This window comes from Methyloparacoccus murrellii (assembly GCF_054657115.1).
Window position 1 is genome coordinate 22,265 of the sequence record NZ_BAAHXD010000006.1, and the last position, 21,769, is coordinate 44,033.

Consider the following 21,769-nt stretch of genomic DNA (forward strand, 5'->3'; position numbering starts at 1 on the left):
GGCATCGCGAGCCACCCGGGAGCCCTCAGGAACCTGGGCAGTCCGGGTGGCCACTAATGGCCGCGAGCGCCCGCGATGGCAAGCCGCCGTGTCGTTGACTTTTAGGACGAATTCCTTCAAGTTACGCACCCAGCGCGCGATCCGGGAGTTTTTCCCTAAAACACTAGGGTTCAATGACTGCGCCTCGTTTAGCTGACCCAGCTAGAAAAAACGTTTGCAAACGTGTTTTACCTTTATTTTGAGGAGGATAAACAATGAAGAGCTCTTTGAAGAGTTTGCTGCTGTCGACGGCCGTCGCAACGGCCCTAGCGGCTCCCAGCCTGAGCTTCGCCAATGCCGAAGTCGAGAAGCTGTCGCGCGATCCGGCTAACTGGGCAACCTGGGGCGGCGACTACTTCGGTACCCGTTTCACCACCCTGACCCAGATCAACAAGGACAACGCCAAGAATTTGCAGCCCATGTGGACCTTCTCGACCGGCGCCCTGCGCGGTCACGAAGGCGGTCCCCTGGTCGTCAACGGTCTGATCTACATTCACACCGGTTTCCCCCACAAGATCTACGCACTGGACCAGGACACCCACAGCGTCGTCTGGGAATATGAGTATGCCGCCGACAAGGGCACCGATCCCCAGCAGGTCATCGGCGTGATGTGCTGCGACGTGGTCAACCGCGGTCTCGCCTACGGCGACGGCAAGATCTTCATGGCCCAGGGTGACGCCACCCTGATCGCGCTGGACGCCAAGACCGGCAAGATGGTCTGGAAGGTCAAGAATGGCGATCCCAAGGCAGGCATGACCAACACGGCAGCCCCGCTGGTCGTCAAGGACAAGGTTCTGGTTGGCATCTCCGGCGGTGAGTTCGGTGTGCGCGGTTTCCTGGCCGCCTACAACGTCAAGGACGGCAGCCTGGCGTGGAAGACCTACAGCATGGGTCCCGACGCTGATATGAAGATCGATCCGGAAAAGACCATGACCTGGACCGACGGCAAGATGGCGCCAGTCGGCAAGGATTCCTCCCTCAAGACCTGGCAGGGCGACCAGTGGAAGATCGGCGGCGGCACCACCTGGGGCTGGACCAGCTATGACGCCGAAACCAACCTGATCTACTACGGTTCAGGCAATCCGTCCACCTGGAACCCGGTACAGCGTCCGGGTGACAACAAGTGGTCCATGACCATCTGGGCCCGCGACGCCGACACCGGTGTTGCCAAGTGGGTCTACCAGATGACCCCGCATGACGAATGGGATTACGACGGCATCAACGAAATGACCTTGATCGACCTGCCCATGAAGGACAAGGACGGCAAGGAGCACTCCAAGCTGCTGACTCACTTCGACCGCAACGGTTTCGGTTATACCCTGGACCGTGTGACCGGCGAACTGCTGGTCGCCGAGAAGTTCGACAAGATGGTCAACTGGGCCAGCCATGTCGACATGAAGACCGGCCGTCCGCAGGTGCAGTCACAGTATTCGACCCAGGCGGGTGGCGAAGACCACAACCAGAAGGGTATCTGCCCCTCGGCCATGGGCGCCAAGAACGAGCCTCCGGTCACCTTCTCGCCCAAGACCAAGCTGATCTACATCCCCGGCAACCACACCTGCATGGACTATGAGCCCTTCCAGGTCGAGTACACCGCCGGCCAGCCGTATGTCGGCGCGACCCTGAGCATCTATCCGGCCAAGACCAACGTCAAGACTGGCGAAAAGGAAGAGAAGCTGCACATGGGCTCCTTCACTGCTTGGGATCCGACCACCGGCACCATCAAGTGGCAGATAGACGAGCCGTTCTCGCTGTGGAGCGGCATGCTGTCCACCGCCAGCGATCTGGTCATCTACGGTACCCTGGAAGGCTACCTGAAGGTGCGTGACGCCAACACCGGCGCGGAACTGTACAAGTTCAAGACCCCGTCCGGCGTCATCGGCAACGTCAGCACCTGGATGCACAACGGCAAGCAGTACATCGGCATTCTGTCGGGTATCGGCGGCTGGGCTGGCGTCGGCATGGCGGCTGGCCTCGAAGGCGAAAGCGAAGGCCTCGGCGCGGTTGGCGCGTACAAGAGTCTGAGCACCCATACCAAGCTGGGTGGCGTCTTCACCGTGTTCGCACTGCCCAATTAAGCGGACCGCTACAGGGTCCCGCGGGACCCGGCTGAACGAAACCCCGACTGGCTTGTCAGTCGGGGTTTCGTGCGTTCAGGGCCCGGGAATTTCGTAAACTCCCGGCCTTTCGACTGGATTAGGGAGAGACTCATGCAGCTGAATGTCAGCAAAGGGGCGTTCAAGACCGTATTGGCCGTGATGCTTGCAGGGCAGGCGTTGGCCGCCCGGGCGGAAGGTGGAAGCTTCAAGGTTTGCGCGGATCCCAATAATCCGCCCCTGTCGGTGCAGGATGGCAGCGGATACGAGAACAGGATCGCCGAACTCTTGGCCGCTGCGCAGGGCCTGAAGCTGGAATACACCTGGTTCCCGCAGCGTCTGGGTTTCATCCGCAACACGCTCAAGGCCAAAGTCGACGAGGAAGCCGAGGCTTACAAGTGCGACGTGGTCATGGGGGTACCGACCGGGTTTGAACTCACGGCGACGACTCGCCCCTACTACCGCTCGACCTATGTGCTGGTCTACCGCAAGGGTGGGGCACTCGACGCGCTCAAGCGGCCCGAGGATATCGATCATTTGCCGGCCGAGACCAAGTCCAGGCTCCGCATTGCCATGTTCGACGGCGCGCCGGGCACCACCTGGCTGCTCAACCACGGCCTCATTGGCCAGGGCATTCCCTATCAGACCATGACCGGCGATGCCGCCCAGAATGCTGCCCAGATCCTGGCCAAGGATTTTGCCGACGGCAAGATCGACATGGTGATCGTCTGGGGCCCCATGTCCGGCTATCTGGTCCAGCAGAATCCCGGCCAACTGGCCGTGTTGCCGATGCTGTCCCAACCCGGACTCAAGTTCGATTTCCCCATGTCCATGGGCGTGCGCCGGCCCGACAAGGCACGCCAGCAACAGCTGGACGAACTGATCGAGAAACATGCCGGCGAGATTCAGGGCATTCTGCGCAGCTATGGCGTCCCGCTGGTCGACGAGCACGGCCAGACGCTGCCCACGTCGCCGTAGGCATCCGGCCGATCGGCTTGTCCTCGGGCGGGAGCCCCTGCGCCAGGGGTTCCCGCTCCCCCTGCTATCCGGATCGGTCAACCCCGCAGGACGTCATCACCGGCGACGCCGCGATGGCCGGCTTCCATGGGTCATTTTTTTCCTCGGGCGGTGGCCGATCGGTTCAAGCTCCCGTCCCGGTGCATCCCGCAGGCTGACGCGAACCCGGGCTTGCCGGCATTTCAGGAACTTTTCCTATAGGTGAGGTGCATTCGCATCACTAGAATGGCGGGCTATCTTTGACTCGATACGCCTAGTGGAGCGATGAAACGCCAGAATGCAGCCCTGTGGGCAGGTACCGCCATCAGCCTCTTCAGCCTCGATCCGTCGGTTGCCGGCGCCGAGACGGTGCGGGATGCCGCGAGCCCGCAGCCGCGCGAAAGCGAGATGGCCAAGCCGGACAGTGAAGTCACCGACACGGCAGCCGCGAGCGAGAAGATCATCGCAGCGAGGAAACTCAACAAGCCCTACGCCGGCGATGTCATCGAGCTGGACGAGGTCCATGTCGTCAGCGATACGCCGCTGACGACATCCGACACGGGCGTATCGATCTACAAGGTTCCCTCGCCGGTGCAGACCGTCACCTCCGACGAGCTGGACGAGACACGCGCCTGGAACCTGCCCGACTACATGCGGCGCTACATGGGCAGCGTCACCGTCAATGACGCGCAGAACAATCCCATGCAGCAGGATGTCCAGTTCCGCGGTTTTTCGGCCTCGCCCCTGCTGGGATTGCCGCAGGGCCTGTCGGTCTACGTCAACGGCGTCCGTTTCAACGAAATCTTCGGCGACACCGTCAACTGGAATCTCATATCCGAGGGCGCGATCGAGCGCATGGACCTGCATTCGGGCTCCAATGCCGTCTACGGTCTGAACAGCCTGGGTGGTGCCATCTCCATGAAAACCAAGACCGGCTTTTCGGCACCGGGCCACTCCGCGGAGGTCTACGGCGGTTCCTGGGGTCGCCATGTCGAGGAAATCATGTCCGGCTGGAACGATGGCACCTTCGGCTATTACATCGACCTGCGCAATTTCTCGGAGAACGGCTGGCGCCAGTATTCGCCCACCGACGTGATGCAGGGGCTGGGCACCTTCAGCTGGCGCGGTGAGCGGTCGGACATCGATCTGACCCTGGCCGGCAACGGTAGCTCCATGAACGGCAATGGCACCGTGCCGGTGCAGCTCTACGAGCAGCAGCGCAACGCCATTTTCACGCATCCGGATCAGACCAAGACCGACATGTTCCTGGCGTCGATCCAGGGTTCCACCTGGGTCACCGACAAGATCGAACTGTCCAGCACAGTCTACTATCGCCAGAATCTGGTGCCGACCTTCAACGGCGACGATACCGACGCCGAGCCATGCGAAGCCTCCGGGCTGGCCGGCTATCTGTGCCAGGAGGAGGGCGATGAACAGGAAGTCATCCTCGATGCCAGGGGCAACCCGGTCAAGGCGACGCCCTACAACAGTACCGCGACCCAGAACACCAGCCAGACCAACATGCGCACCAACGGCGCCACCGTCCAGGCGGCCTTCGATCATGACTGGTTCGGGTTTAAGAACCGCTTCGTCGGCGGCGGCAGCTATGACACCGGCACCACTTCCTTCAATTCCAACACCGAACTGGGGGCTCTCACACCCAGCCGGGGCACCATCGGCAGCGGCATCTACACTGAGGAAGGCATCGTGCGCCTGAGCACCGACACCACCTACTATGGCGTGTTCTTCACCGACAACTTCTCGGTGACCGAGGATCTGGCCCTGACCGTGGCCGGCCGCTACAACAAGGCGCAGGTCAACCTCTACGACCAGCAGGGGACCGATCTCAACGGGCAGCACACCTATCAGCGCTTCAATCCCTCGGGTGGCCTGACCTATGCCTTCATGCCGCAGCTCCAGGCCTATGCCAGCTACAACGAGTCGAACCGCGCCCCGACCGCCGTCGAGCTCAGCTGCGCCGACCCGGCAAAGCCCTGCCGCCTGCCCAATGCCTTCCTGTCCGATCCGTCGCTGAACCAGGTTGTCGCCAAGACCGCGGAGGCCGGCTTCCGCGGCCAGTTCAAGAATGTCTACGGCGGCAATTTCGACTGGAATGCCGGCTATTTCCACACCGTCAACAACGACGACATCCTGTTCATCAGCAGCGGCACGCTGGCTAATACCGGCTACTTCAAGAACGTGGGCGATACCCTTCGGCAGGGTCTCGAACTGGGCCTGAACGCGGATTTCGAACCCGTGCGCTTCGGCTTCAACTACACTTACCTGGATGCTACCTTCCAGTCATCCTTCATCGCCAACAGTCCCAACAATCCCTATGCCAACGACATGGGGCAGACGTTCGTCACGCCCGGGGACTACATTCCCGGCTTGCCGCAGAACATTCTCAAGGCCTATGCCGACTGGCTGGTTTTCGACGGTTTTACCTTCGGCGCCAACCTGAATTACCAGGACTACCAGTACCTGCGCGGCGACGAGGCCAACCAGAACAAACCCATCGCTGGCTTTGTGGTGGTCAACCTGCTGGCCGAGTACCGCTACAACGAGCATGTCTCCGTGTTCGGCCGTTTCGACAATATCTTCAATCGCAACTACCAGACCTTCGGCAACTTCGGCGAAGCCGACGAAGTGCTGGGCCCGGCCTACAACAACCCCCGCTTCGTCGGTCCGGGCGCGCCGCAGGCCGGCTGGGCGGGCATCAAGATATCCATGTAGTTTCCCGGGACATGGCGGCCCGTTTTTCCCGGGGCGGGCCGGTACGCAGCATTCATGCGCTTTGATGGATGTTTAGCTCTCCATCCTGTTCGCGCCCCTCACGGGGCGCTTTTTTTGCCCGATGGGCGGCACCCATGCAAGCCATGGCCAACGCCCGCCGCGGCTGCCGGCATTCCTGCGCCCGTGCCTGAACGCCTGCCAGGGGCCCTCGCTGTTGCCACCTCGCCCTTCCGCAGCCGGCCTTGACCGGCCGTCCGGCCCCGTCTCCCCCCCCCTGGCCTGGGCACCCGCAGCGTCCCGTTCGCCAAGCGCCACGATCCCGATGGCGCCATACCTGCCACCGCCAGCCCGTTGCGGTTTCCCGCCAGGGTGTCGCCCCTGCGGCGCCGCGTCAGCCCCGACATCTCCAACGGATGACACCGCCCCGACCCGCGTTCTCCATCGTCCCGACGAAACCCGGCGCCATGCGCCCCGCCGGAGGTCTTCCCGGCTTCCGAAGGTGTTTTTCCCGATGCCGGGCGGGCGCAATTCAGTAGTTCGGATGGCGTCCCGACACCGACAATGTGGGCCGGTCATTGAGCCCCGCCCAGCCGCGCCCCGACCGGGCATTCCTAAATTTCGAGGAGGAGTTGAACATGCAGATGAGACGCCTGACAGCATCCGTCAATCGCGCGCTGATCACGATGGCCCTGACGGCCGTGTCGGCAACCGCGATCGCCAACAAGGACCTGGATTTCATGTCGAAGGATGACCGCAACTGGGTCATGCAGACGAAGGACTACAGCGCCAGCCATTTCAGCAAGCTGGACGACATCAACGCCAGCAACGTGCAGAACCTGAAAGTGGCGTGGACCTTCTCCACCGGCACCCTGCATGGCCATGAGGGCGGTCCCTTGGTGGCCAACGGCATCATGTATGTCCACACGCCCTTCCCGAACAATGTCTTCGCCATCGATCTCAATGATCCGGGGCGCATCAAGTGGCAGTACAAGCCCAAGCAGAACCCCGCCGCGCGTGCGGTCGCCTGTTGCGACGTGGTCAACCGTGGTCTGGCCTACGTCCCGGCAGGCGATCACGGCCCGGCGAAAATCTTCCTCAACCAGCTGGATGGCAACGTTGTCGCGCTGAATGCCGACACCGGCGAGGAAATCTGGAAGATGGAGAACTCCGATATCACCATGGGCTCGACCCTCACCGGCGCGCCCTTCGTCGCTGGCGACAAGGTGCTGGTCGGTTCGGCCGGCGCCGAACTGGGCGTGCGCGGTTACGTCACCGCCTACGACATCAAGGACGGCCGGCAGGCCTGGCGCGCCTATGCCACCGGTCCCGACGAGGATCTGCTGCTGGACGAGACATTCAATCGCCACAACCCGCACTATGGCCAGTTTGGCCTGGGCCTGAAGACCTGGGAGGGCGATGCCTGGAAGATCGGCGGCGGCACCAACTGGGGCTGGTACGCCTACGACCCCAAGCTGGACATGGTCTATTACGGCTCCGGCAATCCCGCGCCCTGGAACGAGACCATGCGACCGGGCGACAATAAGTGGACCATGACCATCTGGGGTCGCGACCTCAAGACCGGCAAGGCCAGGTTCGGCTACCAGAAAACGCCGCATGACGAATGGGATTACGCGGGTGTCAATTACATGGGGCTTTCCGAGCAGGAAGTCGACGGCAAGATGACGCCGCTGCTGACGCATCCCGACCGCAACGGCCTGGTCTACACGCTCAACCGCGAAACCGGTTCGCTGGTCAATGCCTTCAAGATCGACGACACGGTCAACTGGGTCAAGAAGGTCGACCTCAAGACCGGCATTCCGATCCGTGATCCGGAATATGCCACCTACATGGATCACGAATCCAAGGGCATCTGTCCCTCGGCCATGGGTTATCACAACCAAGGTATCGAGTCCTACGACCCCGACAAGAAGCTGTTCTTCATGGGCGTAAACCATATCTGCATGGACTGGGAGCCCTTCATGTTGCCCTATCGTGCCGGCCAGTTCTTCGTCGGCGCAACGCTGAACATGTACCCAGGCCCCAAGGGTACCCTCGGCCAGGTCAAAGCCATGAACGCCGTGACTGGCCAGATGAGCTGGGAAGTGAAGGAGAAATTCGCCGTCTGGGGCGGCACCCTGGCCACCGCCGGCAATCTGGTCTTCTACGGTACGCTGGATGGCTACATCAAGGCCCGCGACACCCGTACCGGCGCGCTGAAGTGGCAGTTCAAGCTGCCCTCCGGTGTCATCGGTCACCCCATCACCTACGAGCACAACGGCAAGCAGTACGTCGCCATCTACTCCGGCGTGGGCGGCTGGCCGGGCGTCGGTCTGGTCTTCGACCTGAAGGATCCGACCGCGGGTCTGGGTGCCGTCGGCGCCTTCAAGGAACTGGCTCACCACACCCAGATGGGTGGAGCCGTGTTCGTCTTCTCGCTCTAGCCGCCCGGGTCGCCGTTCCGGGGCCGGACCTTCGGATCGGCCCCGTAAGCCGACGACGAATCATGACGAGCAAGAGGAATTCAAACATGTTGCTGTTACGGAAAGCGCTGCTGGGTACCGCGCTGGCCGCCGCCGGCCTGGGCTTTGCCCGGGCCGCCGAGCCCTTGCGCATCTGCGCCGCCGAGGCGGAATTGCCGTATTCGGACAAGGAAGGCCGGGGATTCGAAAACCGGCTGGCGGCGATCCTCGCCCAGGCATTGCATCGCACGGTCGAGAACGTCTGGTGGCAGGACCCCCGCTATTTCGTGCGGGACCAGCTGGACCGGGGGCTGTGCGATGTGGTCATGGGCGTCGACCAGGACGATCCCCGCATGCTCACGTCGGAGCCCTACTACCGCTCGGCCTATGTCTTCATCTACCCGAAGCGGAAGGGGCTGACCGTGACTGACTGGGACAGTGCCTACCTGCGGCAGACGAAGCAGATTGCCTTCATGCCGGACAGTCCTCCCGAGACCATGCTGAAGAAGATCGGCCGCTACAACGACCAGTTCAACTACCTGCAATCGCTGGTGGGCTTCAAGGCCCGGCGCAATCAATACGTCCGCTATGACCCCGAGAAGCTGGTCAATGAGGTGACCTCCGGCAATGCCGAACTGGCCATCCTCTGGGGACCGCAGGCGGGCCGGTATGTGAAGGCCGCCCGCGACAGGCTGGAGATGACCGTCATCCCCGATCATCAAGTGCGGGCGGACGGCCAGAAAGTGCCGTTTCACTATGGCACCTCGGTTGGCGTTCGCAAGGACGATCAGGCCCTGATGGCCGAGATCAATCGGGCGCTCAAGAGCCGGATGCGGGACATTCAGGCAGTGCTGCAGGAGGAGGGCATACCCCTGATTGTCGGAAAGACCGAAAAGCCGGGCAAACAGCACGGGAAACACTGATGCCGGATGCGCGGCGGTTAGCGGCGCATCCCTGACCGAATGATTCGAGGAGGAAACCGAACATGACATGCAAGATACGCGGCCTGGGCCTGCTGCTGACCACACTGGGCCTCGCCCCGGCGGCTCACGCGGAAATCACCTTTCGCCACGCGCTGACCGGAGAAACCCTGAGCTTCGAATATGGCAAGGCCGGTGGCGATACCGAAGCCTTCAGGAAATTCAAGGAAACCGGCAAGAATCCCTACAACGGCGACCAGCCCATGATCGAGAAGGGTCACAGTCTCTACCTGACCGCCTGTTCCGGCTGTCATGGGCACGAGGCGGAAGGCAAGCTCGGCCCTGGCCTGGCCGACGACTACTGGACCTATCCGCGCGCCCTGACCGACGTCGGCCTGTTCGAGATCCTGTGGGGTGGCGCCCAGGGCATGATGGGGCCGCAGAACACCAATCTGAATGCCGACGAAATGCTGCAAATCATGGCCTGGTTGCGCAGCCTCTATACGGGCGACCCCGCCAAGGCCGAATGGCTCAAGTAAGTTCCCATCCCATCCGCAGGAGACCCCCCATGAAATACACAACCCCGTTCCTGTCCGCGGCCCTGCTGGTCTGCGCCGCGTTGCGTGTCCAGGCCTACGACGGCACTAACTGCAAGGCGCCCGGCGAATGCTGGGAGCCGAAGCCGGGATTCCCCGACAAGATCGCCGGCAGCCAGTACGACCCCAAGCACGATCCGGCCGAACTCAACAAGCAGTCGCAGTCGATCAAGGCCATGGAGGAGCGCAACCGCAAGCGCCATGAAAACGTCGTCAAGACCGGCAAGTTCGTCTACAAGGTCGAGGACATCAAGTAACCGAATCGCCGGCCAGGAGCCGGGGGCGGCCGCAACGCAGTCCGCCCGCGAGCCCAGTCCCCGGCTCTCCTGCGGCAGCTTCTGAGGATCACGACACGCTTGCGCTGGATTCCCCGCATCATGGAAAAGCACAACGACCCGGAGCGCCTGCTGGCCGATGCCTGGCCCCAGGCGGAAGCCTTCGAAGGCGAGGTCAGAAAGGCCGTCGTGGGGCAGGACAGCGTGCTGCGCCTGCTGACCATCGCCGTCTTCTCGCGGGGCCACGCCCTGCTGGAAGGCAGCGTCGGCGTCGGCAAGACCACCTTGCTGCGGGCCGTTTCCCGTGCCCTTGGTGGGGAGTCCGAACGTGTCGAGGGTACCATCGACCTGATGCCCGCCGACCTGATCTACTACACCTACCTGGATGACGCCGGCAAGCCGGCGGTCTCACCGGGTCCGCTGCTCGGCAAGGGCAGCCGGCTGGCGACCTTCTTCTTCAACGAGATCAACCGTGCCCGCCCGCAGGTGCACTCGCTGCTGTTGCGGGTGATGGGCGAGCGCAGCGTCAGGGCTTTCAACCGCGACTATGCCTTTCCCTACCTGCAGGTCTACGCCGACCGCAACCGGGTGGAAAAGGAGGAAACCTTCGAGCTGCCGGCCGCCGCCCGCGACCGGTTCATGCTCGAAATCGAGGTGCGCAGCCCCGTCGAACCGGACATCCTCGACGAACTGGCGTTCAACCCCCGGTTTCACGATGTCGACAGCCTGCTGGAAGGTATCCGGCCCGGCGTTTTCCCGCTGGAACAGATCAATCGGGTGGCCGCCGCCATCCAGACCGGCATCACGGCCAGCCCCGCGCTCAGGACCTATGTGCGGGCGCTCTGGCGAGCGGCCGCCGAGCCCGAGGATTTCGGCATCCGGCTGCCGGATGCCGATGCCGGCCAGCTCCTGGAGGCGGGGCCGAGTCCCAGGGCTATGAGCCAGCTGGTGCGGGCCGCCCGCGTCCGTGCCTGGCTGGCCCGGCGCGAGCATGTCCACCCGGAGGATGTGCAGGCCGTGTTTCCCGCCGCCATGCGCCATCGCCTGCTGTTCAGGCCGGTCTACGAGTACCGTCGGGCGGAGCTGGCGCCCCTGCTGATCGAGCGTATTCTCGGGTCGGTGTCCGCCCCATGAATGCGGGCGAGATCATGTACCGGCTGCCGGGCCGGTTCGACGGCTTCCGGCCCGGCGCCCATCGTGGCAAGCACACCGGCGAAGGCTATCTGTTCCGGCATCTGGCACCGTTCCTGTGCCATCCCGACCCGAGGCGTCTCGACCTTCGCGCCAGCCTGGCCGATCCCTTCGGCAACCTGACGGTTCGCCTCCGGGAGCAGCCCACCACCCTCAAGGTCTTCGCCCTGCTCGATCTCTCCGCCTCCATGGCCTTCGGGAACGGCTGTCCCAAGGCCGTGGTCATGGCCGATTTCGTCGAGGCATTGGCCGCCGCCGCGCACAGGAACGGCGATGCCCTGGGCATTTACGGCGCCGCCGAGCGGATCCTGCCGGAATTCTCCTTCGGTGCCACCCGCTGGCCGGGATCGGCCCGGCGGCTGGCGGCCCGCCTGCGCCGCGGGCAACCCCGGGGCGTGGGCAGCCAGGGCCTGCTCGCCGCCGCGCGCCGGTTGCCGGCGCGCGCCAGCCTGGTACTGGTGCTGTCCGACTTTCACATGCCGCTGACTGCGATCCAGGCGCTGCTGGATGCCCTGGCCGGGCACTGGCTGGTGCCGGTGGTGATCTGGGACGAGCGGGAGACCTTGCCGTCTCCGCCGGGCCTGGCGCGCCTCGTCGATGCCGAAGCCGGTCATGAACGTCTGCTGCTGATCCGTCCCGCCCTGCGGGAACGCCTGATCGCCAATCTGGCGCAGCGCCGGGAGCACCTGAACGCGCTGTTCCGCCGCCATGGCCGCCGGCCGCTACTGCTCGATCGGGGTTTCAGCGCGGCGGCGGTCAACCGTTATTTCCTGGCCGGCACATGAAGACGGCGGCGCGGCTGTGGCGAATCGTCTGGCTGACCGGCCTGCTCGGCGACCCGGCCGGGGCGGCAGTCGTCGCGGCACGCGTGGAAACGGCCCGTGATTACGGTCATGTCCTCGGCGATGTGATCCACGCCACGCTGGACATCCCCAGCCATGCCGGCCATGCGCTCGATACCGGGACGCTGCCCCGGCCCGGTCCGGTGAACCGCTGGCTGGAATTGCGGCGGGTCTGGACGGAACCGCGCGGCAGCCAGCTGCTCCGTCTGCACCTGGAATATCAGGTCTTCTACGTGCCGCTGGCGGTCAAGACCCTCACCATCCCGGCCATGACCCTGCAACGGCTGGCGCCGGATGGGGGTCGCCAGCCCATCGATGTGCCGGCCTGGCCCATCACCGTGGCCCCTATCCATGGTCCCGCGGTCATGGCCGAGGGCGGCATGCGCCTGATGCAGCCGGATGCGCCGCCCGAGCGCCCGGACACGCGCCGACCGGCCAGGAACATGGCGCTGTTCCTGGCGTTGGCGCTGGTAGCGCTGGCCTACCTGGGGCATCTGGGCGGCTATCTCACCCTTGGCCGGCAGGGCCGGCATTTCCGCGCGGCTCGCCGGGAACTGCGCGCGCTCATGCGCCAGCCGCAGAAGCCTGACACCGTGCGCGCCGGTTTCCTGCTGCTGCACCGGGCCTTCGAGCGAACCCTTGGCAGGCCCCTGTTCGCCGAGGACCTGCCGCGCTTCATTGAGCAGCATCCCGATTATCACCCGCTGCGGGGCGAGATCGGGGCCTGGTTCCAGGCCTCCTACCGCCTGTTCTTCGGTGCCGCGGGATCGAGCGGGGATTACGGCCTGGAGCGGCTGGACGCGCTGGCGCTGGCCTGCCTGCGGCTGGAACGGCAGCGGCGCTAGCCATGTCGTTTGCCCAGCCCCTCTGGTTATGGCTCGCGCCGCTCGCCCTGCTGCCGTTCCTGAGCGCCCTGCACCATGGGAATGCTTACTCATGGCATGTTCTCCTGCCCGGCGACGCGCTCTCCCGCTGTCTGCACCTGGCGATCCAGGTGACCGGGGCGCTGGCCATCCTGTTGCTGGTGGCCGGGCTCGCCGGTCTGTTCCGCGGCCAGTACGCGGTCGAGCGGACCGGTCATGGCGCCAGCCTGGTCCTGCTGCTGGACCGCAGCCGCAGCATGGACGACAGCTTCGCCGGGCGCTCGCCGGCCGGCGGCGAGGAGTCCAAGTCCCGTGCCGCCGTCCGTTTCCTGGAGGCGTTCATCGGCAGCCGCCCCCACGACCGCATCGGCGTCGCCGCCTTCAGCACCTCGCCGCTGTTCGTCCTGCCGCTGTCGGCCAACCGCGAGGCGGCGGCTGCCGCCGTCAGGGCGTCCGCCCTGCCGGGGCTGGCGCAGACGCATATCGCCAAGGGGCTGGCCATGGCGCTGTCCTATTTCCCCGACGATCCCGCCGGCGGCAACCGCGGCATCGTGCTGGTTTCGGATGGCGCGGCGGTCATCGATCCGGACAGCGAGGCGCTGCTGCGGCGCAGCTTTCAGCAATGGCACCCGCATGTGTACTGGATCTTCCTGCGCACTGCCGGCAATCCCGGCCTGTTCGACATTCCGCCGCCCAGCGAGGATACGCCGCAGGCACGGCCCGAGCGGTACCTGCATCTGTTCTTCGAAAGTCTCGGCATTCCCTACAAGGCGTATCAGGCCGAGAACCCCGAGGCTGTGCGCCAGGCCATCGCCGACATCGACCGCGCCGAGAAGGCCCCGCTGCGCTACCAGGAAATCCACCCGCGCCAGGACCTGCGGGGACTCTGCTACGGGTTGGCCGCGTGGGCGCTGCTGGCGTTGCTGATGGTCAAGCGCCTGGAAATCCGCCTGTGAGGCCGACCTTCTCCCTCCGCCAGACAACGGCGCTGCTGCTTGCCGTCCTGGCCCTGGCGGCCTTTGCCGCCGAGTTCTGGCGCTGGCGCGAGAACCGGCTCGTCGGCACCGCGCTGCAAACCTTGCTGGCCGGGCGGGATATCGGTCCCGAACGGCGCTTCGGCGCTCCGGAAAGCGTGCGTCTGGCCCATGCCCTGTATCTGGCCGGGCGGGAGGATTACCGCGATGCGGAGGCGGTGCTGGCGGAACTCGCCCAGTCCTCCTCCCCGGCTATCGGCACCAAGGCCCTGTATAACCTCGGCAATGTCTACCTCCGTCGCGCCATCGTCGCCGTCGAGCACGCGCAGCCGACCCAGGCCGGCACGCTGGCGGAACTGGCCAAGCAGGCTTACCGGCGGGCCTTGCGTCGCCGTCCGGACGACTGGGCCGCCAAGTACAACTACGAGGTCGCGGCCCGGCTGATGCCCGATTTCGACCGGGTCGACAGCGAACCGGAGCCGCAACCGCAGCCGGAGGAAGACGCCGCCCGTAAACTCTGGACTCGTGTGCCCGGCTTCCCGCGGGGACTGCCATGACCTGGCGGCGGCTGCCCGGTGATCCTGCCACGCGCTGCCTGGCCGGTGCCTGCGCCCTGGCCCTGCTGGCCTGCCTGCCTCTGGGCATGGCCACCCAAGGCGCCGTCTTCCGTTACCTGGCCGTGGTGGATATCACGCGCAGCATGACCGTGACCGATTATCGTCTCGGCAACCGCATGGTCAGCCGGCTGGATGTCGTCCGCCAGGCGCTGCGGGAGGCCATTGCCGGTTTGCCCTGCGGTTCGCAGCTGGGGTTGGGCGTCTTCACCGAACGCAGCAGCACGCTGCTGTTCGAGCCGATCGAGGTGTGCACCGGGTTTCAGGACATCGCCGGGGCGCTGGAGCGGCTGGACTGGCGCATGGCCTGGGCCGCCGACAGCCGGATCGCCGCGGGTCTGCTGGATGCCTTCCAGTCCCTGGCCGGCTACCAGGCCGACGTGCTGTTTTTCACGGACGGGCAGGAGGCGCCGCCCGTCAATCCCCGCTACCGAACGCGCTTCGAAGGGGTTCGCGGCCGCTTGGGCGGATGGCTGGTCGGTGTCGGCGGCAACACGCCGATGCCGATTCCCAAATTCGACGAAACCGGCCGGCCGCTGGGGTTCGTGGCCGAGGACGAGGTGCCGCAGCGCTCGACCTTTGGCCTGTCGGACATGGCGCCCGAGGACATCGAGGGCTACCACGCCCGCAACGCCCCGTTCGGCAGTGCACCCTCGGGCGGCACCGAGCATCTCTCGGCCCTGCGGGAGGATTACCTCCGCGAGCTGGCCGGGGCCAGCGGGCTCGGATACCGGCGGCTGGAGGTCGGCACCCTCGCCGAGACGTTGCTGCAGCCCGAGTACGCCAGGCCCGCGCGCGTGTTCGTCGATCTGCGCTGGATACCCGCGACGCTGGCCCTGGCGCTCACGGTGCTCGCCTATCGGCAGGGGCGTTTCCGTGCCGCCGGTGTCGCGACTCGCGCCCGGCCCGCAGGGTTCTGGCGGGCGGCGCTGCCCTGGCGACGTGGCCGGTTGTCCGCCGCCGACCCATGACCCCGTATGGCCTTTCCCCATCACCTGTCTGGAGAACCTACATGCTCACGCGTTTTCGAACCGGTCTGACAACCCTGACCCTGCTGCTGGCCCCGGTCGCCATGGCGCACGGCCCCACACCGCAGAAGATCGTCGCAACCATCGACATTGCCGCCCCCGTGGATCGCGTCTGGGTCCTGGCGGGCGATTTCGGCGCCATCAGCCGCTGGCACCGCGGACTCAAGTCCAGCGAATCCAGCAACGGCAACCAGCCGGGCGCGCGCCGCACCCTGGTGTTCGCCAATGGCGAGGTCCTGCATGAGGATCTGGATGCCTGGGACGCGGACAAGCACGAATATCAGTACCGGATGAGCGAAGCCAACGTGAAGGCGTTGCCGGCCAGTTCCTATTCGGCCATCCTGCGGGTGAGCGCGGCGGAGCAGGGCACCCGGGTCGAATGGAAAAGCCGCGCCTATCGTGGCGATACCGGCAACGAACCACCGGAATCGCTCAGCGACGAGGCGGTCACCCAGGCCCTGCAGCAGTTCTTCGCCACCGGCCTGGCCGAGCTCAAGGCCAAAGCGGAAGCTGCGCCTTGAGCCGGGTCCTGGCGCCAGCGCGCCGGGCCCAGGAACCGTGCGGGCGGGAAGCTTTCCCGTGCCGGTTCGGGTAGGCCGCCATATCGGCCGGCATCCGTGCTGGCCTAGAATCCAGTCGCCACGGATACCGTGGCGATCTTATTGCCATCCAGCCCTATCGAGGAGACCGACATGATCTGGGAAAAACCTGTCTGCAAGGATCTGCGTTTCGGCTTTGAAGTCACGATGTATATCTGCCATCGCTGATCCAGCGCCGGCCGATGCGAGGGGGCGCCCGGCAACCGGGCGCCCCGTTTTCATGTTGCGGGGTTTAATACTGGATCAGTCCATGCTGGATGGCGATCAGCACCAGATCGGCATTGGTCTGCGCATTCAGCTTGTCCTTGATCAGTGAGGCGTAGTTCGAAACCGTCTTGAAGCTCAGCTTGAGCTCGTCGGCCGCCTGCCGCGTGCTGTAACCCCGCGCCAGCAGGCAGAAGACATCGAATTCGCGGGCCGACAGGACATCCAGCGCAAAGGCGCTGCTCTCCTCCTTCGAGAACCGGCGCGTCACCAGCCGCTGGGCGATCTCGGGCTCGACCAGGGTTTCGTTGCGGGCCACGCGCAGCACGGCGTCGACCAGCATCGCGGGCGTACTGCTCTTGGTGATGTAGCCCTTCGCGCCCGCCTCCAGCGCCCGGGCCGCGTAGACCGGCTCGTCGTACATGCTGAAGATCAGGATCCTGGCGGAGGGGTCGCGCCCGATGATGCGCCGGGCGGCGGCCAGGCCGCCGATGCCGGGCAGGTTCAGATCCATGACCACCACTTGGGGTTGCCACTCCTGATAGAGCTGGCAGGCCGCCTCGCCGTTTTCGGCCTCGCACAGCACGTCGATGCGCGCGGACTGGCCGAGCAGCATGCGATAGCCGGTGCGCACCACGGCGTGGTCGTCAACCAGCATGACAGTGATGCGCTGACTCATGATGGCGCTCCTTCGGCAGGTACCCGGATGTCGATGTCGACGCCTTTGCCCGCGCCGGTGCGGATGGCCATCTCGCCGCCCAGCCCGGCCACCCGTTCGCGGATGCCCCGCAAGCCAAAACCGCGCTGCGGCAGCATGGGGTCGAAACCGCAGCCATCGTCGCGAAGGCGCAGAACCACCCATTCGGTTGCCCCGCTCCGGACGACCCCCAGATCGATGGCCACTTCGCGTGCCTGGCCATGCTTGACGGTGTTGGTCAGGCATTCCTGGGTGATGCGGAACAGGTCGATGGCCGACGTCGGACAGCGGGCATCGACCCCGGCGGCACAGCGCAGATGGACCTTCAGCTCGGGATGGCGGGACCGGAAGCTTTCCACCAGATCCTCCAGGGACGCCGACAGGCCGAGTTCGTCCAGCACACTGGGCCTGAGCCGGCGCATCATCGAGCGCACCACGCCGAACAGATGGTCGCAGATGGCGACGATCTGCCGGGCGGGCGTGTTGGCCTCGCCGTTCCTGGACAGCAGCGTCGCCGCCATGGCCTTGATGGCCGTCAGCGACTGGCCCAGCTCGTCATGGAGTTCCCGCGCCAGGTGCCGGCGCTCCTCCTCCTGGATCAGCATGGAATGCCGTACCAGGGCGCGATTCTCGTCGCGGGTCTTTTCCAGCTGGCCGGCCATGAGATTGAAGGCGCTGGCAATGCCGTCGAATTCCGGCAGCGGGAACGCCGGCAGCCGCTTGTCGTACTCGCCATGCTCGATGTGCGCGAGTCCCTCCAGAATGGTGACCACCGGGCCGAAGGCGCGCCCGACCAGCAGGTTCACCAGGGCGTAGACCGCGCCGGCCAGCGACAGCAGCAGGATCAGGAAACCCTGCGTCTCGGACCAGGCTTCCAGAATTTCGTCATCGGCGCTGCCTTCGATCCGGATCGTCAGGGGTTGCTGCCGGTCGTCGTGCAGCAGTCGTTCGACCCGGATGGGCTCCGGGGTCACCGCCCAGCGGAACCAGCCGGGCGCTTCCTGCCTGGCGGCTGCCGGATGATGGCCGGAAAAATTGATGGCGGATGCCTGCGGACCGATCACGCTGATCCGCAGGTGCCGGATCTTGTCGAGCCCGCCCAGCCGGCTCATCCAGCCCGACAGGGCCTTGCCGTTCCCGTCCTCTCCGGCAAAACCGGCCTCCAGCAGTTGCAGGGCCAGGCTGACCGTCGATCGCGCCTCGTTCCGCACTGACTGGCGGGCATCGTGAATCGCGAACAGAAAGCCGATGCCGACGATCACCGCCATTGCCAGGCCCAGGGTGAGGTTCAGCCGGGTTTGCAGGCCGAGCGGCGGTTTGCTCCGGGACCGGGACGGATCCCGCCAACGCTGTCGGCCAGGCGTATTGATCATGTTCGAGTCGAAATCAGGGCAATGGGTCACAAACGCCTGCCGCGAAGTGCCGACCCCCGGGGGGGCAGGGGCGCGGGACCGTCCTGGCCGATCGCGACGTCGCCGTGGGGCGTGGGCTGGCCCATGAATCCGTGCCCGGAAACCGGCATCTTCCTTGCCGATGGTCGGCGGGAAAGTCGCGGCGGTTGCGCGGCGTGCCATGTGCCCGGCCGGCCGGTCAGCGCTCCGGTGCAACAGATCTTGCCGTTGCGTCGGTACCGGGCAGCAAGGGGCGGGTTTTCGAGGTTCCCGGCGTGGCGCCGGAAGATACGCCAACACCGCTTCAACGTTCGGCCCGCAGGGTAGGAGATCACCCGCAGGGGCGTCAAGGCACGGCGGGTGGTACGGCGTAATTCAGGAGGAATTCCCGCCGCTGGGTGGGACCTGCGCCCGCTCGACACCGGCGTTCAGCGCATTCTGGCAGCGAGGGTGCCGGTCCGGCCGGGGCAGCGATCGTAGCCGGTCCCGTTGTCCGGTCGCTGTCCCTGGCCGCGGGGCAAGGCATCGCGGCGGGAGATTTGCCGCTGTTGCCCTGCCCGAGGCTGTCAGCCCTCCCGCCGCAGGTGCGGGAACAGGATGACGTCGCGGATGGAGGGACAGTCGGTGAGGAACATGACCAGCCGGTCGATGCCGATGCCCTCGCCGGCGGTGGGGGGCAGGCCATGTTCCAGGGCGCGGATGTAGTCGGCGTCGTAGTGCATGGCTTCCTCGTCGCCGGCGGCCTTGTCCTCGACCTGCTTGCGGAAGCGTTCGGCCTGATCCTCGGGGTCGTTCAGCTCGGAGAAGCCGTTGGCCAGCTCGCGGCCGCCGACGAAGAACTCGAAGCGGTCGGTGATGAAGGGGTCCGCATCGTTGCGCCGCGCCAGGGGCGAGACCTCGGCCGGGTAGGCGGTGATGAAGGTCGGCTCGAACAGCCGATCCTCGACGGTCTTCTCGAAGATCTCGGTCTGGATCTTGCCCAGGCCGTCGTTGGCTTCCACCTTGATGCCCAGCCGTCGGGCGATGGCGGCGGCCGATTCACGCCCGGCCAGGTCGGCCGCCGTGATGTCCGGGTTGTAGTGCAGGATGGATTCCAGCACGGTCATGCGCCGGAACGGCTGACCCAGGTCGTAGTCGGTGCCCTGGTAGGTGACCACGGTGCCGCCCAGCAGCTTTTGCGCCATGCCGCGCAGCAACGCCTCGGTCAGGTCCATCAGGTCGCGGTAGTCCGCGTAGGCCTGATAGAACTCGATCATGGTGAATTCGGGATTGTGCTTGGTCGACAGTCCCTCGTTGCGGAAACTGCGGTTGATCTCGAATACCTTCTCGAAACCGCCCACCACCAGCCGCTTGAGGTACAGCTCGGGGGCGATGCGCAGGTACAGGTCCATGTCCAGCGCGTTGTGGTGGGTGATGAAGGGCCGGGCGCGGGCGCCGCCGGGGATGACCTGCATCATCGGCGTCTCGACCTCCAGGAAGCCGCGATCGGTGAGAAACTCGCGGATGTAGTGGACGATGGCGCTGCGCAGCCGGAACACCCGGCGCGAGTCCTCGTTCATGATCAGGTCGAGGTAGCGCTGGCGGTAGCAGGTTTCGGCGTCGGTCAGACCGTGGAATTTCTCTGGCAGCGGCCGCAGCGATTTGGTCAGAAGCCGGGCGCTGGCGACGCGCACCGACAGCTCGCCGGTCTTGGTGCGGAACAACTGCCCCTCGACGCCGATGATGTCGCCCAGGTCCCAGCTCTTGAACGCCTCATACTGGCCCTCGGGCAGGCTGTCGCGCTGCAGGAACACCTGCATGCGGCCGGACATGTCCTGCAGGTGGGCGAAGGAGGCCTTGCCCATGATGCGCTTGGTCATCAGCCGCCCGGCCAGATTGACGGCGACCGGCTGCGCTTCCAGCGCGGCGGCGTCGGCCTCGCCGTGATCGCGGTGCAGATCGGCGGCCAGGGCATCGCGGCGGAAGTCGTTGGGGAAGGCGACGGCGTCGCGCTCGCGGATGGCGGCCAGCTTCTCGCGGCGCTGGGCGGTGAGCTTGTTCTCGTCGCCCTCGAGCCCGCTCTGGGCGGTTCCCTCGGCGGCGTTCGGGTCGGAATTCGGATCACTCATGATTACAAACCGCTTTTCAGACTGGCTTCGATGAACATATCCAGATCGCCGTCGAGGACGGGCTGGGGGTTGCTGGTTTCGACGTTGGTGCGCAGGTCCTTGATGCGCGACTGGTCGAGCACATAGGAGCGGATCTGGCTGCCCCAGCCGATGTCGGACTTGGAGTCCTCCAGCTTCTGCTTTTCCGTGTTGCGCTTCTGGATTTCCAGTTCGTACAGCTTGGCGCGCAGCTGCTTCATGCACCAGTCGCGGTTAGCGTGCTGCGAGCGCTGGCTCTGGCACTGGACGACGACGCCGGAGGGCAGGTGGGTGATGCGTACCGCGGACTCGGTCCGGTTGACGTGCTGGCCGCCGGCGCCGCTGGCGCGGTAGACGTCGGTCTTGAGATCGGCCGGGTTGATGTCGATGTCGATGTTGTCGTCGACCTCGGGCGAAACGAACACCGACGAGAACGAGGTATGACGGCGGTTGCCGGAATCGAACGGCGACTTGCGTACCAGGCGGTGCACGCCGGTTTCCGTGCGCAGCCAGCCGTAGGCGTATTCGCCCTCGAAGCGGATGGTGGCGCTCTTGATGCCGGCGACCTCGCCGGCGGATTCCTCGACCAGCTCGGTCTTGAAGCCCTTGCGTTCGCCCCAGCGCAGGTACATGCGCTCGAGCATGGCGGCCCAGTCCTGTGCCTCGGTGCCGCCGGAGCCGGCCTGGATGTCGAGGAAGGCGTTATTCGGGTCCATTTCGCCGGAGAACATGCGGCGGAATTCCAGGCCGGCGATCGTGGTTTCGTAGCGCTCCAGGTCGGCGGCGACCGAGTCGACGCTGTCCGCGTCGTTCTCCTCGACGGCCAGCTCCAGCAGCTCTTCGGCATCCTGCAGCCCCTGGCGCAGCCGGGTCAGGTTGTGGACCACCCCTTCCAGCTGGGTGCGCTCCTTGCCGAGCGCTTGGGCCAGCTCGGGCTTGTCCCAGATCTTCGGGTCCTCGAGTTCGCGGAGGACCTCGGTCAGCCGTTCCTGCCGGGTTTCGAAGTCAAAGATACCCCCTAAGGGACTCTTCGCGCCCCTTGAGATCCTTGATCTGGTTGTACAGTGGATTGAGTTCGCGCATCGCTGGTACCCGGACAAAGACCGGCGATTATACAGGCAAGGGC

General features: G+C 65.3%; 19 protein-coding genes. 15 read left to right on the plus strand and 4 right to left on the minus strand.

Annotation, left to right across the window (positions count from 1 at the left end; genetic code table 11):
- The first annotated feature begins 254 nt into the window (after window positions 1-254).
- The 15 genes from ACYQ1H_RS02665 (at window position 255) to pqqA (ending at window position 16,393) form a co-directional block, all read left to right on the plus strand.
- The gene (locus ACYQ1H_RS02665; protein ID WP_460026508.1) at window positions 255-2,117 is read left to right on the plus strand and encodes a methanol/ethanol family PQQ-dependent dehydrogenase; all 1,863 of its coding nucleotides are present in this window, start codon (window positions 255-257) and stop codon (window positions 2,115-2,117) included.
- A 132-nt stretch (window positions 2,118-2,249) separates the two neighbouring features.
- Entirely contained in the window at window positions 2,250-3,113 is an 864-nt protein-coding gene (locus tag ACYQ1H_RS02670; protein WP_460026509.1) for a quinoprotein dehydrogenase-associated putative ABC transporter substrate-binding protein, read from the plus strand.
- Window positions 3,114-3,416: 303 nt separating this feature from the next.
- Window positions 3,417-5,864 (plus strand): TonB-dependent receptor, encoded by a 2,448-nt coding sequence (locus ACYQ1H_RS02675; protein ID WP_460026510.1) that lies wholly within the window; start codon window positions 3,417-3,419, stop codon window positions 5,862-5,864.
- A 683-nt stretch (window positions 5,865-6,547) separates the two neighbouring features.
- Complete coding sequence (locus ACYQ1H_RS02680) at window positions 6,548-8,305, plus strand: methanol/ethanol family PQQ-dependent dehydrogenase (RefSeq protein ID WP_460026586.1); 1,758 nt, start codon at window positions 6,548-6,550, stop codon at window positions 8,303-8,305.
- A gap of 86 nt (window positions 8,306-8,391) precedes the next feature.
- Complete coding sequence (gene moxJ / locus ACYQ1H_RS02685) at window positions 8,392-9,246, plus strand: methanol oxidation system protein MoxJ (protein WP_460026511.1); 855 nt, start codon at window positions 8,392-8,394, stop codon at window positions 9,244-9,246.
- Window positions 9,247-9,308: 62 nt separating this feature from the next.
- Window positions 9,309-9,782, plus strand: coding sequence for a cytochrome c(L), periplasmic (gene moxG / locus ACYQ1H_RS02690; protein ID WP_460026512.1), 474 nt, complete (start codon window positions 9,309-9,311; stop codon window positions 9,780-9,782).
- A gap of 29 nt (window positions 9,783-9,811) precedes the next feature.
- Complete coding sequence (locus tag ACYQ1H_RS02695) at window positions 9,812-10,096, plus strand: methanol dehydrogenase [cytochrome c] subunit (protein ID WP_460026513.1); 285 nt, start codon at window positions 9,812-9,814, stop codon at window positions 10,094-10,096.
- Window positions 10,097-10,216: 120 nt separating this feature from the next.
- Window positions 10,217-11,248 (plus strand): AAA family ATPase, encoded by a 1,032-nt coding sequence (locus ACYQ1H_RS02700; RefSeq protein WP_460026514.1) that lies wholly within the window; start codon window positions 10,217-10,219, stop codon window positions 11,246-11,248.
- Entirely contained in the window at window positions 11,245-12,090 is an 846-nt protein-coding gene (locus ACYQ1H_RS02705) for a DUF58 domain-containing protein (protein ID WP_460026515.1), read from the plus strand. The genes ACYQ1H_RS02700 and ACYQ1H_RS02705 overlap by 4 nt, the downstream gene beginning before the upstream one ends.
- A complete protein-coding gene (locus ACYQ1H_RS02710; RefSeq protein ID WP_460026516.1) occupies window positions 12,087-12,992 on the plus strand; it encodes a nonribosomal peptide synthetase MxaA in 906 nt (301 codons plus the stop codon). The genes ACYQ1H_RS02705 and ACYQ1H_RS02710 overlap by 4 nt, the downstream gene beginning before the upstream one ends.
- A gap of 2 nt (window positions 12,993-12,994) precedes the next feature.
- Window positions 12,995-13,966, plus strand: coding sequence for a vWA domain-containing protein (locus ACYQ1H_RS02715; RefSeq protein WP_460026517.1), 972 nt, complete (start codon window positions 12,995-12,997; stop codon window positions 13,964-13,966).
- Complete coding sequence (locus tag ACYQ1H_RS02720) at window positions 13,963-14,541, plus strand: MxaK protein (RefSeq protein ID WP_460026518.1); 579 nt, start codon at window positions 13,963-13,965, stop codon at window positions 14,539-14,541. Before ACYQ1H_RS02715 ends, ACYQ1H_RS02720 begins: the two co-directional genes overlap by 4 nt.
- Window positions 14,538-15,569 carry a vWA domain-containing protein gene (locus ACYQ1H_RS02725; protein ID WP_460026519.1) on the plus strand — a complete coding sequence of 344 codons (1,032 nt, stop codon included), beginning with the start codon at window positions 14,538-14,540 and terminating at the stop codon, window positions 15,567-15,569. Before ACYQ1H_RS02720 ends, ACYQ1H_RS02725 begins: the two co-directional genes overlap by 4 nt.
- A gap of 41 nt (window positions 15,570-15,610) precedes the next feature.
- Window positions 15,611-16,147 carry an SRPBCC family protein gene (locus ACYQ1H_RS02730; RefSeq protein WP_460026520.1) on the plus strand — a complete coding sequence of 179 codons (537 nt, stop codon included), beginning with the start codon at window positions 15,611-15,613 and terminating at the stop codon, window positions 16,145-16,147.
- A gap of 171 nt (window positions 16,148-16,318) precedes the next feature.
- A complete protein-coding gene (pqqA, locus tag ACYQ1H_RS02735) occupies window positions 16,319-16,393 on the plus strand; it encodes a pyrroloquinoline quinone precursor peptide PqqA (RefSeq protein WP_460026587.1) in 75 nt (24 codons plus the stop codon).
- Between the two features lie 64 nt (window positions 16,394-16,457).
- On the opposite strand, the gene ACYQ1H_RS02740 is transcribed toward pqqA, so the two are convergent.
- The 4 genes from ACYQ1H_RS02740 to prfB all read right to left on the minus strand — a co-directional run bounded on the left by ACYQ1H_RS02740 (window position 16,458) and on the right by prfB (window position 21,726).
- Entirely contained in the window at window positions 16,458-17,108 is a 651-nt protein-coding gene (locus ACYQ1H_RS02740; protein ID WP_460026521.1) for a response regulator, read from the minus strand.
- Window positions 17,105-18,499 (minus strand): histidine kinase, encoded by a 1,395-nt coding sequence (locus ACYQ1H_RS02745; protein ID WP_460026522.1) that lies wholly within the window; start codon window positions 18,497-18,499, stop codon window positions 17,105-17,107. Before ACYQ1H_RS02745 ends, ACYQ1H_RS02740 begins: the two co-directional genes overlap by 4 nt.
- Window positions 18,500-19,083: 584 nt before the next feature.
- Window positions 19,084-20,625 (minus strand): lysine--tRNA ligase, encoded by a 1,542-nt coding sequence (gene lysS / locus ACYQ1H_RS02750; protein WP_460026523.1) that lies wholly within the window; start codon window positions 20,623-20,625, stop codon window positions 19,084-19,086.
- A gap of 2 nt (window positions 20,626-20,627) precedes the next feature.
- A protein-coding gene (prfB, locus tag ACYQ1H_RS02755) for a peptide chain release factor 2 (protein ID WP_460026524.1) occupies window positions 20,628-21,726 on the minus strand; the annotation gives its coding sequence in 2 pieces (ribosomal slippage) (window positions 20,628-21,650 and window positions 21,652-21,726; 1,098 coding nt in all).
- Window positions 21,727-21,769: the final 43 nt, after the last annotated feature.

Bases quoted from the DNA above. Each gene is read 5' to 3' on its own strand.
- ACYQ1H_RS02665 (WP_460026508.1), top strand. From the start codon at position 255: ATGAAGAGCTCTTTGAAGAGTTTGCTGCTGTCGACGGCCGTCGCAACG.
- lysS (WP_460026523.1), bottom strand. From the start codon at position 20,625: ATGAGTGATCCGAATTCCGACCCGAACGCCGCCGAGGGAACCGCCCAG.
- ACYQ1H_RS02745 (WP_460026522.1), bottom strand. From the start codon at position 18,499: ATGATCAATACGCCTGGCCGACAGCGTTGGCGGGATCCGTCCCGGTCC.
- ACYQ1H_RS02670 (WP_460026509.1), top strand. From the start codon at position 2,250: ATGCAGCTGAATGTCAGCAAAGGGGCGTTCAAGACCGTATTGGCCGTG.
- ACYQ1H_RS02680 (WP_460026586.1), top strand. From the start codon at position 6,548: ATGGCCCTGACGGCCGTGTCGGCAACCGCGATCGCCAACAAGGACCTG.
- moxG (WP_460026512.1), top strand. From the start codon at position 9,309: ATGACATGCAAGATACGCGGCCTGGGCCTGCTGCTGACCACACTGGGC.
- ACYQ1H_RS02675 (WP_460026510.1), top strand. From the start codon at position 3,417: ATGAAACGCCAGAATGCAGCCCTGTGGGCAGGTACCGCCATCAGCCTC.
- ACYQ1H_RS02740 (WP_460026521.1), bottom strand. From the start codon at position 17,108: ATGAGTCAGCGCATCACTGTCATGCTGGTTGACGACCACGCCGTGGTG.
- ACYQ1H_RS02705 (WP_460026515.1), top strand. From the start codon at position 11,245: ATGAATGCGGGCGAGATCATGTACCGGCTGCCGGGCCGGTTCGACGGC.
- ACYQ1H_RS02695 (WP_460026513.1), top strand. From the start codon at position 9,812: ATGAAATACACAACCCCGTTCCTGTCCGCGGCCCTGCTGGTCTGCGCC.
- ACYQ1H_RS02730 (WP_460026520.1), top strand. From the start codon at position 15,611: ATGCTCACGCGTTTTCGAACCGGTCTGACAACCCTGACCCTGCTGCTG.
- ACYQ1H_RS02700 (WP_460026514.1), top strand. From the start codon at position 10,217: ATGGAAAAGCACAACGACCCGGAGCGCCTGCTGGCCGATGCCTGGCCC.
- ACYQ1H_RS02725 (WP_460026519.1), top strand. From the start codon at position 14,538: ATGACCTGGCGGCGGCTGCCCGGTGATCCTGCCACGCGCTGCCTGGCC.
- ACYQ1H_RS02710 (WP_460026516.1), top strand. From the start codon at position 12,087: ATGAAGACGGCGGCGCGGCTGTGGCGAATCGTCTGGCTGACCGGCCTG.
- ACYQ1H_RS02715 (WP_460026517.1), top strand. From the start codon at position 12,995: ATGTCGTTTGCCCAGCCCCTCTGGTTATGGCTCGCGCCGCTCGCCCTG.
- moxJ (WP_460026511.1), top strand. From the start codon at position 8,392: ATGTTGCTGTTACGGAAAGCGCTGCTGGGTACCGCGCTGGCCGCCGCC.